The organism is Paenibacillus sp. FSL H3-0333, from assembly GCF_038002805.1.
Taxonomy (GTDB): domain Bacteria; phylum Bacillota; class Bacilli; order Paenibacillales; family Paenibacillaceae; genus Paenibacillus_AQ; species Paenibacillus_AQ silagei.
This window is the reverse complement of the sequence record NZ_JBBODG010000001.1, coordinates 6,225,097-6,241,051: the sequence shown is the minus strand read 5'-3', so window position 1 is coordinate 6,241,051 and position 15,955 is coordinate 6,225,097. Positions and strand designations below refer to the sequence as shown.

Genomic DNA, 15,955 nt, shown 5'->3' with positions numbered 1-15,955 from the left:
CCCTGGCGATGTTCCTGTGAAGCATTAGAGCGCTTCCCCGGCCATGCAGGAGAAAATACAAAAGGAATGAAGTCATATAGCCCCGCCTCGGCGGGGTTATTTTGTTTGCAGAACGGTACTTTTCATGTCATATTAATACTAAACTCTTTTTTGCAGGAGGCCCTAAGAATGAATGAATTGAAGAGGAAAGTGCTGGAACTGCTCAAGGAGGACGCTCGAAGCTCAACGGCATTAATGGCGACCCTGCTTGGTGCGGAGGAAGAAGATGTCAAGACCGTGATCGCCGAAATGGAGCAGGATCATGTCATTGTGAAATACGCGACGGTTGTCAATTGGGACAAAGTCGATGATGAACGGGTGACGGCGCTGATCGAGGTGCAGATTACGCCGGAACGGGGCCGCGGCTTCGAAGGCATTGCCGAACGGATCTATCTGTATCCGCAGGTTAAATCCGTCTATCTGATGTCCGGCGCTTATGATCTGCTGGTGGAAGTGGAAGGCCGCAATCTGCGCGAGGTTGCTAATTTTGTGTCTGAGAAGCTGTCACCGATTGATGCTGTGCTCTCTACCAAGACCAACTTTACGCTCAAAAAATACAAACAGGACGGTATCATCTTTGAAGAGCATGAGGAAGACAACCGTCTGATGATATCTCCGTGAAGGATGTAATGTCATGATCATTAATAACGCACAGCACACAGGAGATAAAGGCAAGTCGATGAACTCTTATTTGGCCCCGCTGGTCCAGCAGATTCAGCCTTCGGGCATCCGCAAGTTTTTTGATCTGGCGGCAGGCAGCAAGGATATTATCTCGCTGGGTGTCGGCGAGCCTGACTTCAAGACACCCTGGCATGTCAGGGAAGCCTGCGTCTATTCGCTCGAACGAGGCTTCACCGGTTACACCTCCAATGCCGGAATGCCCGAGCTCCGCGAGGGTATTGCCGAGTATCTGGAGACCCGCTTCGCCGTGAAGTATGATCCGGCGAACCAGATTATCGCCACGGTCGGCGGCAGCGAAGCCATTGATTTGGCCCTGCGTGCCCTGATCTCTCCGGGAGACGAGATTCTGATTCCCGAGCCTTGTTATATTTCTTATTCTCCGATTACGGCCATCGGCGGCGGTATTCCGGTAGGCATTGAGACCTTCGGGAAGAATAACTTTAAGCTGACAGCCGAGGATCTGGAGGCCAAGATTACCCCGCGCTCGAAGATTCTGATTCTCTGTTATCCAAGCAATCCGACGGGCGCGATCATGAGCCGGGAGGATTGGGAGCCGATTGCCAAGGTAGTCGAGAAGCATGATCTTATCGTCATCTCGGATGAGATATATGCCGAGCTTACGTATGGAAGCAACCATGTCAGCTTCGCTTCGCTGCCGGGGATGCTTGACCGGACGATCCTGGTCAGCGGGTTCTCCAAGGCCTTCGCCATGACCGGCTGGCGGATGGGCTATGCCTGCGGTCACCCGGACCTGATCTCAGCCATGCTGAAGATCCACCAGTATACGGTCATGTGTGCGCCTTCGATGGGCCAGGTGGCTGCGCTGGAGGCCCTTACCAACGGAATGGAAGAGAAGGACCGCATGACAGACTCCTATAACCAGCGCCGCCGGCTGATTGTCAAAGGACTCCGGGAGGCGGGACTGGAGTGTCATGAGCCGCAGGGTGCCTTCTATGCATTCCCTAGTATCCAGGCCACCGGCCTGACCTCCGACCAGTTCGCCCAGCGTCTGCTGCTTGAATATAAGGTCGCCGCCGTTCCGGGAAGTGTCTTCGGTCTGGGCGGGGAAGGCTATCTGCGCTGCTCCTATGCCACCTCGGTGTCCCAGTTGAATGAAGCGGTTGAGCGAATTGGGGCATTGGTCTCACAGCTGGCCCGGGAAGGGGCCTGACAAGGCTCGACAAAGAAGTAAATAGAACTATAGCCGATCACCTTCTGATATGGTATTATTTTACTCTAAGGACAAGAAACACCTGTAATACACTTACATGGACCTCTTATTCCGGGAATAAAGGCGCTTCATATCTGGTTGCATAGAACCACACAGTTCTTATCTGGATGACGCGCAATACTACATCAGGAAGGGTGATTGTGCTGAGCGCAGATTATTACTTATCCTCCTTTGGCGGGAAATGTGGCTCCGGAAGCGGGCGACCTCCTGCCAGAGAAGATGCGAATGCACGCAGGCTCTCGCTGGAAGATGAAATTCAGATGCTCCGCAGCAGAATGGAACAGCTCTTTATGCAGGAGAAGTCCTTTACCTCGGATAATGTAATAGCAATCAGCAGCTTGCTGGATCTCAAGATTAATGAGTATATGAGAGGCCGCCACCGCAAGAGCAATTAATCCAGTACGATTATACGAAGCGGATGTCTTCCTTTGCGGAGGATATCCGTTTTTTTGCAATTCAAGCTATGAGGTTACATGCTATGGTTCTCCCTCGACATCCTCCTTTTATACTAATTTACATAAATATTCTCTCGCTGTATAATGAATGAACAGTCATTCATTTCGGAGGGAGGGTCATTGTGAGCGACAACAGCAAATGGCTGGAACGTAAATTTACGGAAGGCTTTGAACAATTAGCTCCGGATAAGACTATACGGCAAATCATTCTACATGCTGTAGAGGTATTCTCCATGAAGGGTTATGCCGGGACTAAGATCAAGGATATCGCTGCCAGTGCAGGCTTTAGCCAGGGGTACGTCTATATGTATTTCAAATCGAAGGATGAGATTTTTACCAAAATTGTTGAAATGGCCTCGGATGGCGCCGGAATGTCGGTGCAATATGCTGCGGAGCTGGAGGGAAGTCCGATGGAACGGATCACGTGGCTGACAGAGGCGTTCCTGTCCCCGGATAGTATCTCTATGCAGCATTTTCGGCTAATTCTGCTCCAGACGGCTACCTCGGAGGCGATTCCAGAGGAGGCCAAGCTTGTAGCGAAGGCGAAGATCATGCTGCCCTTTGAGCGGCTTGTTCCCTTAATTATTGCCGGGCAGCAGGCAGGGGAGATTGTACCGGGAGATCCGGTGGAGATTGCCATCGCGTATTTTTCATTCATACAGGGGCTTGGTATAGCAAGGCTGCAGGCTACCTCTGCTGCGCCTTTCCCCTCTACTGAACTGGTTTTGCGTTTCATGAAAAAAGATCGATAGCACCCATCCCAAATCGGAAAAGGTGGAATCTACTATGATCAAGGTATTTAAAAGCGAGTCCGGCAAAGAACAGGTTCTAAGGTCCTATAACGAGCTGCTTGACGCGTGGGGGACGGAATTTCAGGAGCTTGATGTGGAGACCCCTTATGGGACAACTCATTGTATAACAGCGGGAGAGCCGGAGTCACCGCCCTTGCTCCTATTACACGGGGTAGGCGATAATTCGGCCGTGATGTGGCTGCTGAATATGAAGGAGTTGTCCCGGCATTTCCGCTGCATTGCGATAGATACGCTGGGAGGACCGGGGAAGAGTGTTCCAGGTGAGCTGTTCCATAAACGGACCTTTGACCAGGTGGATTGGATTAACAAGGTCGCAGATGGACTGAAGCTTGACCAATTCTGTGTGGCAGGAGTGTCGAACGGAGCATATATGGCCTTCAATTACACGGTGAACGGGCCGGGAAGAGCGCTGAAGGCTGTCTGTATGGAGGGAGGAATAATCATTTCTCCAATTAAAAGCATGATACATACGCTGATGATGATGTTCCCGGAGATTCTTATCCCTACACGCAGCAATCTGCTCAGGGCAGCCCGCAAGCTCAGCTCGCCGGCCTCAGGCCTGTTCGACAAGCATCCTGAAGTCGGGGAGCATCTGGTGCTGTTAATGCAGAATCATAACCAGCAGGCGATGTTCGCCCATAAGCTTCAGCCCTACGAACAAGATAGAGCGGTTACGTTCCGGGATCAGCTATACTTCCTGCTGGGAGATTATAAGCTGAAGCAGAAGCGGGAGCTCACTAGTACACTGGACGCTGGCGGGTTCCGCTACACGGTTATCCCGGACGCCGGTCACGGCGTGAATCATGAGCAGCCGGAGCGGGTGAACCGGGAGCTGGTGGCTTTTTTGAAGGGGAGTGAAGGGAGTGAGGGGAGTGAATCTATATAAATAACCCCCTGTGCTGGTCCGGAGACCTATCAGGGGGTTTGCACTGTTGCTCTGTTAGTTTACCTTGAACGCGGCCACTGCCTGCTGCAGCCCATCGGCCATCTTCGCCAGCTCGGTAGAGGCTGCGGCTACCTCCTCCATGGAGGCGAGCTGCTCCTCGGAGGACGCGGCAGCGCTCTGGGAACGCTCTGCGGCCTGCCTGGCCACTTCAGCCATCTCCGCCACCGAAGAGGTCAGCTCCTCGGTTCCGGCCAGCAGCTGCTCGGAGGAAGCGGACATCTCATGAACCTGGGTGTTAATCTCGCCGATGCCGCTGAGAATATCCGTGAACAGACGCCCGGCCTCGCCTACCATCCGCGAGCCTTCCTGAACGGCACCGGCATTCGCCAGCACCGCATCGGATGCGGCACGGTTGCCCTGCTGGATCTCAAGAATCAGGGTGCTGATATGCCCGGCGGCTTCGGCTGTCTGCTCGGACAGCTTCTTCACCTCACCGGCAACCACGGAGAAGCCCCGCCCGTATTCGCCCGCTCTGGCAGCCTCAATCGCCGCGTTTAAGGCCAGCATGCCGGTCTGGTCGCTGATGCCTTTGATCAGACCAATAATGTTACCGATCTGCTGGGACTGTGCGCTAAGAGAGGTAATCATGCTTGAAGCATCTGCGGCGGTCCGCTCCATCTCTTCCATCCGGTCCACGGCCTCCGTAATGACGGAATACCCGTTCTGCGCCTGGCCCGCCGCCCGCCCAGCCGCTGCTGCAGTGTCCATTGAGGCTTCCGCGATCCGCTGCACACCGGCGGCCATCTCCTCCATCGCTCTTGCAGACTCGCGGGTGGACTGCATCTGCTGATCCGCTCCGGCTGAGAGATCCTGAATATTCTCTACAATGGCCTCTGTGGTGTGATTGGTCTGATTGGCACTCGACATTAATTCCTCCGAGGTTGAGGCGACTTGCAGCGAGTGATCGGCAATGGTCCCCAGGAGTCTGCTCAGATTGGTAATCATCTGGTTCAAATGCCCGGCCATATTGCCGAATTCATCCTCACTGTCTACCTCCAGCTTCCCGGTGAAGTCTCCGGCAGCCATCTGCCGGGACATCTCATTGACCCGAGTCAGCTTACGGGTAATATAGCGGCTGTATAGATATACGGCTGCTACCGTCAGGATAAGACCCGTAAAGCTAACCAGCAGAATAGACCTTAGCAGCCCTTTAAGCGGCGCATACAGTTCCTGTTCCGGCATGGCAAGACCCACGGTCCAGCCGGTATCCGGCAGCTTTTCATAATACATCTGGATGGTCCCGCCGGAATCGGCATAGGTTACCATCCCCTGATTCTGCTGAAGCATTTCTGCTCCCGCTGCGGACAGACTTGCGCTTTTTTCATCTGTTATTTTCAGCTGCATATTCTTCTCGGCATCCGGTCCGGCAATGTAATTCCCCTGCTTGTCCAGCAGGAACGCCCAGCCTGTATTCCCCACCTTGGTCTGTTCGATCCTGCTCTGCAGCGTCTTGAGATCGATATCGCCGGCCATGACACCCAGCAAGGTATTCGTGGTATCCCGGAAAGGAACAGTAAACGTAGCCATCGTTGTCCCTGTAATTGTGTCGTAGAATGGATCTGTAAACGCTGCATGGTCTCTGCCGATGGTGTACCAGTTCTGCCCGTGATAATTGTAATCGGGGTCATTGTACTGCTCAGTTGTCACAATTTTGTCGCCGTCTCGGTGGGCATAGGTGGAGAAGTACTTCAGCTTGCTGTCATACCGTCCGGGTTCAAAATAAATGCCCACACCATAGGTATCCGGATTAGCCTTCAGCGCACTGGACAGCATGGTACGGTATTGATCCAGTGTGAATTCCGCAGCGCGACTCTCCAGCGTCCTTGCCAGAACCTCGGGAACCTTGCTGTGCACATTTAAGTTCGCATTAATTTCGTTAGAAATATCTGATATCTGCACATTCATTTTTTGCTTAACCTCGCGCTGGATAATGCTTTTGGAATACATGTACGATAACAGAGCGACCAGCACCAGCGTGATCAGAAAGATGGGCAGGATGAATGCAAATGTTCTCATACGTATGCTTTTGAACCGGAGCCTGGAAATCCCCTTGTGAACAACATTAGCCATGTTAATCCCCCCATTAGATAGTGAAGCTATTTATACCTGTATTGAATATCATCGGCTGGAGAACTGATTTTGTTGTTACTTTTTGTCGAAAAAAATAAAAAAATGTCGTATATCTAAGTCTGTGGGGTACGACCAAAGGCGGAGACGGCGGCAGACCCGGGACTGATGTCCGCTTCCAATTGTAGGAATATAATGAATATTCACGAACATCACAAAGTATGGGCTTGAACCGTACTGTGTCAGGAGAGGAAGATATTCATGCTGCATGATCAGCTGTTGAGGGACCCGAATACATATGAAGAGCTTAAGCTGGTTAGTACGGGGGCGGTCAATCCGGCAAATGGACGGCAGTATCCGTGGAAGCACGGGTATTTGGCTTTTATGGAGGAAGCGGATGCCGCAGGAAGTAACCGGAAGTACCTGGAGCTGTACAACCGGATTGCCCGTTTCTACCGGCTGTCCAACAAGCTGTATTTCGCGCTGAAGTTCGGCGGAGAACGCAGCTATAGAGAGCAGTTCCTGTCTTCGCTTGAGCTGGGCGGCGGTCAGCGTGTGCTGGAGACCTCGGTGGGCAGCGGCGATAATTTCCCGTACCTTAACATGAAGGCCAAGAACGTGAAAACTGGTAACGTGAACGCCGAGCTGTACGGGCTGGATATTTCCAGCGGAATGCTGAAGCAGGCGGTACGCAATCTGCGGCGGTGGAAGCTGGAGGCACATCTGTTCCAGGGGACTGCTGAGAGGCTGCCTTTTCAGGACAACAGCTTTGACTGCGTGTACCATGTTGGCGGAATCAACTGTTTCAGTGATCCGCATGCTGCGGTACTGGAGATGATCCGGGTGGCGAAGCCGGGCACAAGGCTGATGATTGCCGATGAGACGCAGAAGCTGGTGAAGGGAACGTACGGGAAGGTGCCGGTGGTTAAGGGGTATTTTGCAGAGGGAAAGGACTTGCCGGAGATGCTTGGACTGATTCCGCCGGAGATGCTGGAGGTAGAGTACAAGGAGGTGTGCAAGGGCCTGATGTATTGCATTACTTTTCGTAAGCCATGAAGCGGGTGGAGCAAGTGACAATTAAGGCTTCCTCTTAAGGGAGTTATTTACATAGCGGAAAAGTTGATCTTTGTTTGCCACCCTACCTAAGAACGATTACACTATTACTATGTGATTTTGCAACTTAGGAGGGAAGTATCATGGCGATCTATACGCGTACGGGGGATAAGGGCGAGACCTCGGTGATTGGCGGCCGGGTAGGCAAGGACGATGTCCGCGTCGAGGCTTACGGCACCATTGACGAGCTGAACTGCTTCGTTGGCCAGGCACGGAGCCTGATGGAGGACGAGCGGTTTCTAGATGTCCGCGAGCAGCTGCTGGAGATTCAGCATGAGCTGTTTGACTGCGGATCGGATCTGGCATTCGTGAAGCTGAGTGAGAACCGCTATAAGGTAAAAAGCGAGATGGCCACCCGCCTGGAAGGCTGGATCGATGCGCTTCAGGCCGAGAATCCGGTGCTGGAGCGCTTCATTCTGCCCGGCGGAAGCCAGCTGTCCTCGGTGCTGCATATCTGCCGGACAGTCTGCCGCCGGGCCGAGCGCCGGGCAGTGACGCTGGGCCGCAGTGCGGAGATTAATCCTGAGGCGGTAATCTATCTGAACCGGCTGTCCGACTATTTCTTCGCTCTGGCCCGTGCCGCCAACACCCGGCTGGAGATTGTTGAAGTAGAATATCTGCGCAGCAAAAAGGTGTTCCGGAACAAATGACCAGCTATTATCCGCCCATCTCCTATACAGTGCCGCCGCTTGAAGACGGCTGGCTGCTCAAAACCATCCTGCAGAAGCGGATGGATGTCTCCCGCAAGCTGCTCTCCCGGCTCAAAATGACGGACCTCGGCATTACACTGAACGGAGAGCGTGTCTATATCAGCGTTAAGGTTAGCACCGGCGATCTAGTGCAGATCCGGATGGAGGAGGAGACCTCAGAGGATATTTTGCCGCAGCCGATTCCTTTCGAGATTCTGTATGAGGACGGGCATCTGCTTGTGGTAAGCAAGGCCGCAGGAATGATTGTCCATCCGACCCACGGCCATTATACCGAGACCCTGGCGAACGGTGTGGTCCATTACTGGGCAGAGAAGGGAGAACGGTTCCGCTTCCGCCCCGTACACAGGCTGGACCAGGAGACCTCCGGGGTGCTGGTGATTGCCAAGAACCCTTACAGCCACCAGCACATCTCCGAGCAGATGATCGCAGGAACGGTGGACAAGCGGTATACCGCGTTCGTGCACGGCGTGCCTGCTCTGCCAAGCGGCGATATCGACGGCCCGATCGACCGCGACCCGCTGGAGCCGCACCGGCGGATTGTGACGCCGGATGGCTATCCCTCCTTGACCCGGTATGAGGTCAAGGAGGTCTATGGCAGCGCCGCTTCACGCGTCGAGCTGAAGCTGGAGAGCGGGCGCACCCACCAGATCCGGGTGCATATGGGCTCGGTCGGCTGCCCGCTGATCGGTGACGGGATGTACCGTCACCCGCTGTATGGGCAGGCGGCTGGCAGCCGGGCGGAGGCGTTAGCGCCTGGCGAGGAGCGGCGTGCGGGCGAGCTGGCGGTGACCGCAGACGGCGCGGCGCTGCCGCCGGGCGACGCCGCCCGGCTCGCGCAGGTCGCGGAGCTGGACGCGGCCATTCCGCGCCAGGCGCTGCATGCGGTGCGGCTGGCCTTCCGGCATCCGGTGACGCATGCCGAGCTGGTCTTCGAGGCTCCGCTGCCGCCGGATATGGCGCTGCTGCAGGAGAAGCTCCGGCAGTCGGCGCGGTAAGTAAGCGCCGGACATGTTCTGGCCGCAGCTGTCAGCTGCAGCAGCGGGCAGCAATTTGTATGCACTTTATATTTTATATATAGAAGGAGAAGCCGATGAGTGACTTGAAGGTGTATCAATATCCGAAATGCAGCACCTGCCGCAGCGCAGTGAAATGGCTGAAGGAAGCAGGGCATGAGCTGGAGCTGCAGCATATCGCAGAGCAGCCGCCAACTGTGGAGGAGCTGCGCGTGCTGGTGAAGCACAGCGGCCTGCCGCTGAAGAAGTTTTTTAATACGAGTGGTGAGGTCTACCGGGAGCTTGGCCTGAAGGATAAGCTTGCAGACTTAAGCGAAGACGAGCAGCTTGCACTGCTGTCCGCACATGGGATGCTGATTAAGCGTCCGGTAGTCACTGACGGCAAGAAGGTTACCGTAGGCTACAAGGAAGACCAGTACGCCGAAGCTTGGAGCAACGCCTAAATTAAGGAATACAAGGAGAGGTTACACATGAGCACAGCAACAGAAATGAAGGGCCGGGTCATGATTGTCGATGGAATGGCTCTGCTGTTCCGCGCTTTTTATGCTACCTCTTATGGTGGATATATCCGCAAGACCCGCGCCGGACTGCCGACGAATGCGGTGTATGGATTTTTGCAGTATTTTTTCGATGCGGTAAGTACGTTTGAGCCTTCACATGTGGTCTGCTGCTGGGATATGGGCAAGGGCACGTTCCGTTCGGAGAAGTACGAAGGCTACAAATCGAACCGGATTGACGCGCCGCTGGAGCTGATCCCGCAGTTCGACCTCGTGAAGGAGGTTGTGGCAGAGCTGGGCGTGCCGAATATCGGGCTGGTCGGATACGAGGCAGATGACTGCATCGGTACACTGGCTTCGTGCTACAGCGGGGAGTCGGAGGTCTATATTCTGACGGGGGATCACGACATGCTCCAGTTGGTGAATGACAGCGTCAAGGTCGTGATTATGAAAAAAGGCCGCTCTAACTATAAAGTGTATGATCCGGCTGAGCTTTTGGCAGAACGGGGCCTCACTCCTGCGCAGGTGATCGACCTTAAGGGCTTCATGGGCGACACCAGCGATAATTATCCTGGAGTGAAGGGCATAGGCGAGAAGACGGCCACCAAGCTGCTGACCGAATACGGCACGGTAGAAGGGGTCATTGAGAACCTGCATCTGCTGCCCAAGGGCGTACGTGCCAAGATTGAAGCGGATCTCGACATGCTGCATCTCTCTCGCGAGCTGGCGGAGATCCGCTGTGATGTGCCTGTAGTCTGCGAGCTGGCCGAATGTCTCTGGGAGCTGCAGCGGGATACGGCGGCACGCAAGTTCCAGGAGCTGGAGTTCGGCAGCCTGATGCATCTGATCGGCGGAATCGCCGAGGTGCGGGATGACCGGGGGATCGTGCAGATTGAGCTGGGGGATCTGGGCTGAGGCCGGAATAGACAGCAAACCAAACAAGACAGTAGATACTCACCTATCGTGAGTGTGTACTGTCTTGTTTGCGTGTGAAGAGATAAACCGCATTATCCTCAGAGGGCGGCACAAGCAGGCGGGATAATTCCTCATTCAGCTCCATGCTGAAATGCTTAGCCTTATCATACGCGTCGAAGTCACCGGTGATCGCCATATCTCTTGTGCCGATTACAATATACAGCTCCACAGAATCCGTATTAAAAACATGCTTCTCGTACGGGTTGCCGGGCACCGGCCAGGAACAAAGCACAACCTTAGGAGCGTATTTGCTCAGGGCGGCTTTGGCATCGGCTTTTTCCACAAAATCCGGGTAGGTGATATAATGCGCCCAGCTATAATCATCGGTTGCCCGGCAGGGCGTGCCGTTATCGTTAAGGAATCTCGTCAAGGTACCGTCACCCGCGCCGATCTCCAGGCACTCCTTATCCCCGATTAGAGCCGACAGGCGCTTGATTAACGAACGGGAATAGAAGCAGTAGATCCCTTGTTTATTGACAAGCGGCATCAGCATTTTGGGGCGGATAATCAGCTTCCAGCATACCCGGAACAGGGGGAGTGATACGGGCTTGCGTACAAGCTTTTCCTTGAACAGGAGCTTCTGCAGAATATAACCGTCCCAGAGATTGAACCGGACAGGCCCGGAGGCTGATTCGGCGGACACCGCTAATTGCAGCTGTTCGATCAGATAAATGGCAAAGCGGGCTTTAATAATATTAGGAAGAAAAGCGTTGATAGTGGTTTGATTAAAGCCGCTTTTGACAATTTTGTTCTTCGCTATTTTGGCGCTGCTGGTATAGCTGGCGAGCAGATTATGGATCAGGTTGGCGCGCTTTTGGCTCGATAGGGCATTGATCTCAAGCAGCACTTCTTCCTTGTACTCCGGATATTCTGACAAAAGCGTACGGGTATCGGTCTCATTCCTCAGAATTTGCTCGGCGGCCGTCTTGCTGAAGGTTATCGCTCTCAGGTCCCGGCTCAAATGACAATACCCTCGCAGTGATCCACCTCATGCTGGATAACCTGCGCCGTAAATCCGGTAAAGCTATCCCGGTGCTTTTTAAAATTATAATCGAGGTACTCTACCTCAATATAGTCGTATCGTTTCGCAGGACGTACGCCTTCGAGCGACAGGCAGCCTTCCTCGGTGTCATAAGGACGGGCACGCTTGACGATCACCGGATTGATCATCGAAAGGGTTAATTGCTGCTCCACGCGGATGGCAATGATGCGTTTGTTGACGCCAATCATGTCCGCAGCCATGCCGACGCACCGGTCGGAGTTAGCGTTCAGGGTCTCCACAAGATCCATTAACACGGGCAGATCCTTTTCCGTGGCCGGCGCAGATTTCTGGCTAAGAAGCGATATATCTTTATTGATAGGTCTAATCATCATACTCTCCAATTATGCTGTATTTGTGTGTCCATAATATCATTTTTGGCGGGGAAGTGAAATGCGGGAATGCGAGAGGTGCTGCTTAAGATAAAGATTGACGAACTAGAGGAAGCTTGATTATAATGTTAATATAAGTATTAAATGATTAACAAATATATTAACTTAAAGAGGAGCGTTAACTTCCCATGGCAGAACGCATTGTACTGAACACCGACATCCGCAAAGGTAAGATTGACCGCAACATCTACGGACATTTCGCTGAGCATCTTGGACGCTGTATCTATGAAGGCATCTGGGTGGGCGAAGATTCCCCTATTCCGAACACCAAGGGTATCCGCAACGACGTAGTGGAAGCGCTTAAAGAAATGAAAATTCCGGTATTGCGCTGGCCGGGCGGCTGCTTCGCCGATGAATACCACTGGAAGGACGGTATCGGCCCGAGCGAAGAGCGCAAGCGGATGATCAACACACACTGGGGCGGCGCGGTAGAGAACAACCATTTCGGTACGCATGAATTCATGCTCCTCTGCGAGATGCTGGGCTGCGAGCCGTACATCAACGGTAACGTAGGTAGCGGAACAGTTCAGGAGATGTCCGAGTGGGTGGAATATCTGACCTTCAACGGAGTCTCGCCAATGGCTGAGCTGCGTCAGAAGAACGGCCAGGAAGATGCCTGGAGTGTCAAGTATTTCGGCGTGGGCAACGAGAACTGGGGCTGCGGCGGCAACATGCGTCCTGAGTTCTATGCTGATCTGTACCGCCAATATCAGACGTATGTACGTAACTATGGAGACAACAAGATCCACCGGATCGCCTGCGGGGCGAATGCGGATGATTATAACTGGACGGAAGTGCTGATGCGTGAAGCTACCCGCTTCATGGATTCAATTACCCTGCACTATTACACCCTGCCTAATTCGGACTGGAATCATAAGGGCGCGGCTACAGGCTTCGGAACAGACGAATACTTCACAACGTTGAAGAAGGCGCTATTCATGGATGAGCTGGTTACCCGCCATATTGCCATCATGGACAAATACGATCCTGAGAAAAGAGTCGGCCTGATCGTTGACGAGTGGGGCACCTGGTATGATGTTGAGCCGGGTACGAACCCGGGCTTCCTCTACCAGCAGAATACGATCCGCGATGCGCTGGTGGCCGGCTTGACGCTGAATATTTTCCACAAGCACAGTGACCGTGTACGGATGGCGAACATTGCCCAGACCGTGAACGTGCTGCAGGCTGTTATTCTGACCGAAGGCGAGAAAATGCTCCTGACTCCTACTTACCATGTATTCAACATGTACAAGGTGCATCAGGATGCAGAATTGCTGGAGTTGACTGTGGACAGCCCGGTATACAGCTATGAAGGCGTAGAGATTCCTGAAGTATCGGCTTCGGCTTCAGTCAATGCTGAGGGCATCATTCATGTCAGCCTGTGTAACCTGAATCACGCATCATCGGCAGTGTTGCCGCTTGCCCTGCGCGGATTGGCTGGTCAAGCATCCGTAAGCGGAACAACGCTGGCCGGAGCTTCCATCGATGCCCACAATAGCTTTGAGCAGCCGGAAGCTGTAACACCGCAGGCATTCAGCGCCTTCAAGCTTGAAGGGGATACGCTGACTGTAGAGCTGCCGCCAATGTCGGTAACGGTACTGGCCATCACTCCACAAGCCTAAGGAGAGAACTGCATGACAACCACTTCAGCCTGCAAAGGATGCCGGGAGGAGTACAAGGTCACGGAAGCACAGATTGCCCGCATTCTGGCGTCCTCCATGTTCAACCCCGGCAATACCGCTTCAGACGAGGTCTATGCCGAGCGGCTTGCGCTTTGCGGGGCTTGCCCCAAGCTGCAGGATGGCGTGACCTGTACCGCCTGCGGCTGTATCATTCCCGTCGTAGCCCGGTTGAAGGCCCGCAGCTGTCCGCTGCCGGGCGGCGGAAAGTGGCAGCCAGTGGCGGAATGACGGCCCACGCCTAACGGCTAGGGGTCAGGCGAAAAGATAGGCTAGAAGCCGCTCTTGCCATAAGAGACGGATCGATCACCGATAGCCCCTCCAACCTGCACAATGCGGCAGTTGGAGGGGCTTTTTTTTGTGTTGTGGAGGTGAGGGGGAGGAAGAGGAAATGAGATGTATAAATCCCTCTAATGCGGTGGAAAGTGGGCTGGAGGAGGAAATGAGAGGTATAAATCCCTCTAATGCGGCGTGAAAGTGGGCTGGAGGAGGAAAAGAGATGTATAAATCCCTCTAATACGGCGGGAAGTGGGCTGGGTGAGGAAAAGAGAGGGATAAATCCCTCTAATGCGGCGGGAAGTGGGCTGGAGGAGGAAATGAGAGGTATAAATCTCTCATATGCGGTGGAAAGTGGGCTGGAGGAGGAAATGAGAGGGATAAATCCCTCTAATGCGGCGGGAAGTGGGCTGGATGAGGAAATGAGATGTATAAATCCCACTGATGCGGCGGAAAGTGGGCTGGGTGAGGAAAAGAGAGGGATAAATCCTTCTAATGCGGCGGAAAGTGGGCTGGAGGAGGAAAAGAGAGGGATAAATCCCTCTAATGCGGCGGGAAGTGGGCTGGAGGAGGAAATGAGAGGTATAAATCCCTCTAATGCGGCGGAAAGTGGGCTGGATGAGGAAAAGAGAGGGATAAATCCCTCTAATGCGGCGGGAAGTGGGCTGGAGGAGGAAATGAGAGGTATAAATCCCTCTAATGCGGCGTGAAAGTGGGCTGGAGGAGGAAAAGAGAGGGATAAATCTCATTAGTGCGGTTAGAAGGTGGATGGATGTTGCGAGGGGCATTAGTGCCCCTGAATTTGCTGAAAGTGAGCATTGAGCGGAAATGAAGAGCACTAATGCCCCTGAATTTGCTGAAAGTGAGCGTTGAGCAGAAATGAAGAGCACTAGTGCACCTGAATCGGCCAAAAGTGAGCCTTGAGCGGAAATGAGGAGCACTAATGCACCTGATTCGGCCGAAAGTGGGCGTTAAGCAGAAATGAGGAGTATTAGCTCTAAAAGTAGCTGAAACGAAAACTAACCTAATTAGTCTAACTAATCTATCTCCACTACCTACCTACCTTCTACACACCCACTAAGCAGTCTTCTATAAAGAACCTGGCAAATCTGCCACACCATCTGTATAAAACAACTCAAACACCAGATCCTCGTTGTAATTGCCGAAGCCTTTACCGAACAGGGTGAGGCCGCCGATGTGCTCGGCATCCTCCTCGACAGAGAGCCGGAAGGTCCATTGTTTGTTGCGGATGCCTACCTGATCCAGGGTGACCTCCGACAGCTTTTGCCCATCCATGAAAGTGCCCGTCTGCGTAATCCGCAGCTGCTTGAGCAGGCCGTATTGATTGGTGAGTGCAGGCCACCAGGCCGGGGTGTATTTTCCCGGATTATCTCCGTAGTCACCGGGGCTGGTCCAGAAGCCGAGCGATTGTCCGTTCAGTGTGAAGGTAATATCCGACGGCCAGTTGTTGTTGACGGACGGGGCTTCGGAGGCGATCTCCATCGTGATGGCAAGCTCCTCCGGCTGCTGGCTCGACAGCAGAAAATTCGGGATTTTATACTCGACGAACCCCTTGCCGAACCAGAGAATCCCGGCGTTCACCCGCTCCTGGTCCCAGAAATAACGGGGATCGTCAAAGTGCCCGATGACCCTCTCCGTCGTAGACAGTCCGCAGGTAGGCTCGATCTGGAAGTCGGAATAATGGCCTACAGGGATGTCCTTGCGGTACCCTCTGCGCGGAGTCCGGGCCTGTCCCGGAAAAACAATCTCAGCCCCGTCGGCGGCCAGTGTACAGATCTTCTGCAGGCCGCTTTTGCCGGGAGCCATATGGCTGCGGATCAGCCCGGCGGCTTCGAGCTTGCGCACATGCATGGTCATAATCGCACTGCTGAGCTTGAGGGCTGCGGCCAGCTCCTTCACGTTCATGGGCTTATCGGACAGCAGCCGCAGCATATGCAGGCGCACGGTACTGGACAGGGCCTCGTACACGGGCAGGGATTGTTCGGTTAGATCAAGTTTCATCGGATGCC

The 15,955-nt window shown here is 53.8% G+C and carries 17 protein-coding genes; 13 read left to right on the top strand and 4 right to left on the bottom strand.

Annotation, left to right across the window (positions count from 1 at the left end; translation table 11 throughout):
* The first annotated feature begins 168 nt into the window (after window positions 1-168).
* The 5 genes from MHH78_RS27550 to MHH78_RS27530 all read left to right on the top strand — a co-directional run bounded on the left by MHH78_RS27550 (window position 169) and on the right by MHH78_RS27530 (window position 4,104).
* Window positions 169-660 carry an Lrp/AsnC family transcriptional regulator gene (locus tag MHH78_RS27550; protein WP_036696743.1) on the top strand — a complete coding sequence of 164 codons (492 nt, stop codon included), beginning with the start codon at window positions 169-171 and terminating at the stop codon, window positions 658-660.
* Window positions 661-673: 13 nt separating this feature from the next.
* Window positions 674-1,891 carry an aminotransferase class I/II-fold pyridoxal phosphate-dependent enzyme gene (locus MHH78_RS27545; RefSeq protein WP_341169517.1) on the top strand — a complete coding sequence of 406 codons (1,218 nt, stop codon included), beginning with the start codon at window positions 674-676 and terminating at the stop codon, window positions 1,889-1,891.
* Between the two features lie 200 nt (window positions 1,892-2,091).
* Window positions 2,092-2,346, top strand: coding sequence for an aspartyl-phosphate phosphatase Spo0E family protein (locus MHH78_RS27540; RefSeq protein WP_051477788.1), 255 nt, complete (start codon window positions 2,092-2,094; stop codon window positions 2,344-2,346).
* A gap of 182 nt (window positions 2,347-2,528) precedes the next feature.
* The gene (locus MHH78_RS27535) at window positions 2,529-3,158 is read left to right on the top strand and encodes a TetR family transcriptional regulator (RefSeq protein ID WP_083685634.1); all 630 of its coding nucleotides are present in this window, start codon (window positions 2,529-2,531) and stop codon (window positions 3,156-3,158) included.
* 34 nt (window positions 3,159-3,192) lie between these two features.
* Window positions 3,193-4,104: an alpha/beta fold hydrolase gene (locus MHH78_RS27530; RefSeq protein ID WP_341169516.1), complete on the top strand. Its 912-nt coding sequence runs from the start codon at window positions 3,193-3,195 to the stop codon at window positions 4,102-4,104.
* A 54-nt stretch (window positions 4,105-4,158) separates the two neighbouring features.
* Here the strand turns inward: MHH78_RS27530 and MHH78_RS27525 are convergent, their stop codons facing one another.
* Window positions 4,159-6,234 (bottom strand): methyl-accepting chemotaxis protein, encoded by a 2,076-nt coding sequence (locus MHH78_RS27525; RefSeq protein WP_341169515.1) that lies wholly within the window; start codon window positions 6,232-6,234, stop codon window positions 4,159-4,161.
* A 258-nt stretch (window positions 6,235-6,492) separates the two neighbouring features.
* Between MHH78_RS27525 and MHH78_RS27520 the strand changes: the two genes are divergently transcribed.
* The 5 genes from MHH78_RS27520 (at window position 6,493) to MHH78_RS27500 (ending at window position 10,479) form a co-directional block, all read left to right on the top strand.
* Window positions 6,493-7,287 (top strand): class I SAM-dependent methyltransferase, encoded by a 795-nt coding sequence (locus MHH78_RS27520; protein ID WP_341169514.1) that lies wholly within the window; start codon window positions 6,493-6,495, stop codon window positions 7,285-7,287.
* A 140-nt stretch (window positions 7,288-7,427) separates the two neighbouring features.
* Window positions 7,428-7,994 carry a cob(I)yrinic acid a,c-diamide adenosyltransferase gene (locus tag MHH78_RS27515; RefSeq protein WP_341169513.1) on the top strand — a complete coding sequence of 189 codons (567 nt, stop codon included), beginning with the start codon at window positions 7,428-7,430 and terminating at the stop codon, window positions 7,992-7,994.
* Window positions 7,991-9,049 (top strand): RluA family pseudouridine synthase, encoded by a 1,059-nt coding sequence (locus MHH78_RS27510; protein WP_341169512.1) that lies wholly within the window; start codon window positions 7,991-7,993, stop codon window positions 9,047-9,049. Before MHH78_RS27515 ends, MHH78_RS27510 begins: the two co-directional genes overlap by 4 nt.
* Before the next feature lie 95 nt (window positions 9,050-9,144).
* Entirely contained in the window at window positions 9,145-9,510 is a 366-nt protein-coding gene (locus MHH78_RS27505; RefSeq protein ID WP_036722484.1) for an arsenate reductase family protein, read from the top strand.
* Window positions 9,511-9,537: 27 nt separating this feature from the next.
* Window positions 9,538-10,479, top strand: a complete 942-nt coding sequence (locus MHH78_RS27500) for a 5'-3' exonuclease (RefSeq protein WP_051477787.1) — start codon at window positions 9,538-9,540, stop codon at window positions 10,477-10,479.
* A 43-nt stretch (window positions 10,480-10,522) separates the two neighbouring features.
* Here the strand turns inward: MHH78_RS27500 and MHH78_RS27495 are convergent, their stop codons facing one another.
* Window positions 10,523-11,500: a hypothetical protein gene (locus MHH78_RS27495; RefSeq protein ID WP_341169511.1), complete on the bottom strand. Its 978-nt coding sequence runs from the start codon at window positions 11,498-11,500 to the stop codon at window positions 10,523-10,525.
* Window positions 11,497-11,913, bottom strand: coding sequence for a peptide deformylase (locus tag MHH78_RS27490; protein WP_339313285.1), 417 nt, complete (start codon window positions 11,911-11,913; stop codon window positions 11,497-11,499). The genes MHH78_RS27495 and MHH78_RS27490 overlap by 4 nt, the downstream gene beginning before the upstream one ends.
* A gap of 185 nt (window positions 11,914-12,098) precedes the next feature.
* On the opposite strand from MHH78_RS27490, the gene MHH78_RS27485 reads away from it, so the two are divergent.
* The 3 genes from MHH78_RS27485 to MHH78_RS27475 all read left to right on the top strand — a co-directional run bounded on the left by MHH78_RS27485 (window position 12,099) and on the right by MHH78_RS27475 (window position 14,635).
* A complete protein-coding gene (locus MHH78_RS27485) occupies window positions 12,099-13,592 on the top strand; it encodes an alpha-N-arabinofuranosidase (protein WP_339254966.1) in 1,494 nt (497 codons plus the stop codon).
* A 12-nt stretch (window positions 13,593-13,604) separates the two neighbouring features.
* A complete protein-coding gene (locus tag MHH78_RS27480) occupies window positions 13,605-13,880 on the top strand; it encodes a DUF6171 family protein (RefSeq protein WP_036722478.1) in 276 nt (91 codons plus the stop codon).
* A 233-nt stretch (window positions 13,881-14,113) separates the two neighbouring features.
* The gene (locus tag MHH78_RS27475) at window positions 14,114-14,635 is read left to right on the top strand and encodes a hypothetical protein (protein WP_341169510.1); all 522 of its coding nucleotides are present in this window, start codon (window positions 14,114-14,116) and stop codon (window positions 14,633-14,635) included.
* A gap of 379 nt (window positions 14,636-15,014) precedes the next feature.
* Here the strand turns inward: MHH78_RS27475 and MHH78_RS27470 are convergent, their stop codons facing one another.
* Entirely contained in the window at window positions 15,015-15,947 is a 933-nt protein-coding gene (locus MHH78_RS27470) for an ArsR/SmtB family transcription factor (protein WP_341169509.1), read from the bottom strand.
* Window positions 15,948-15,955 lie beyond the last annotated feature (8 nt).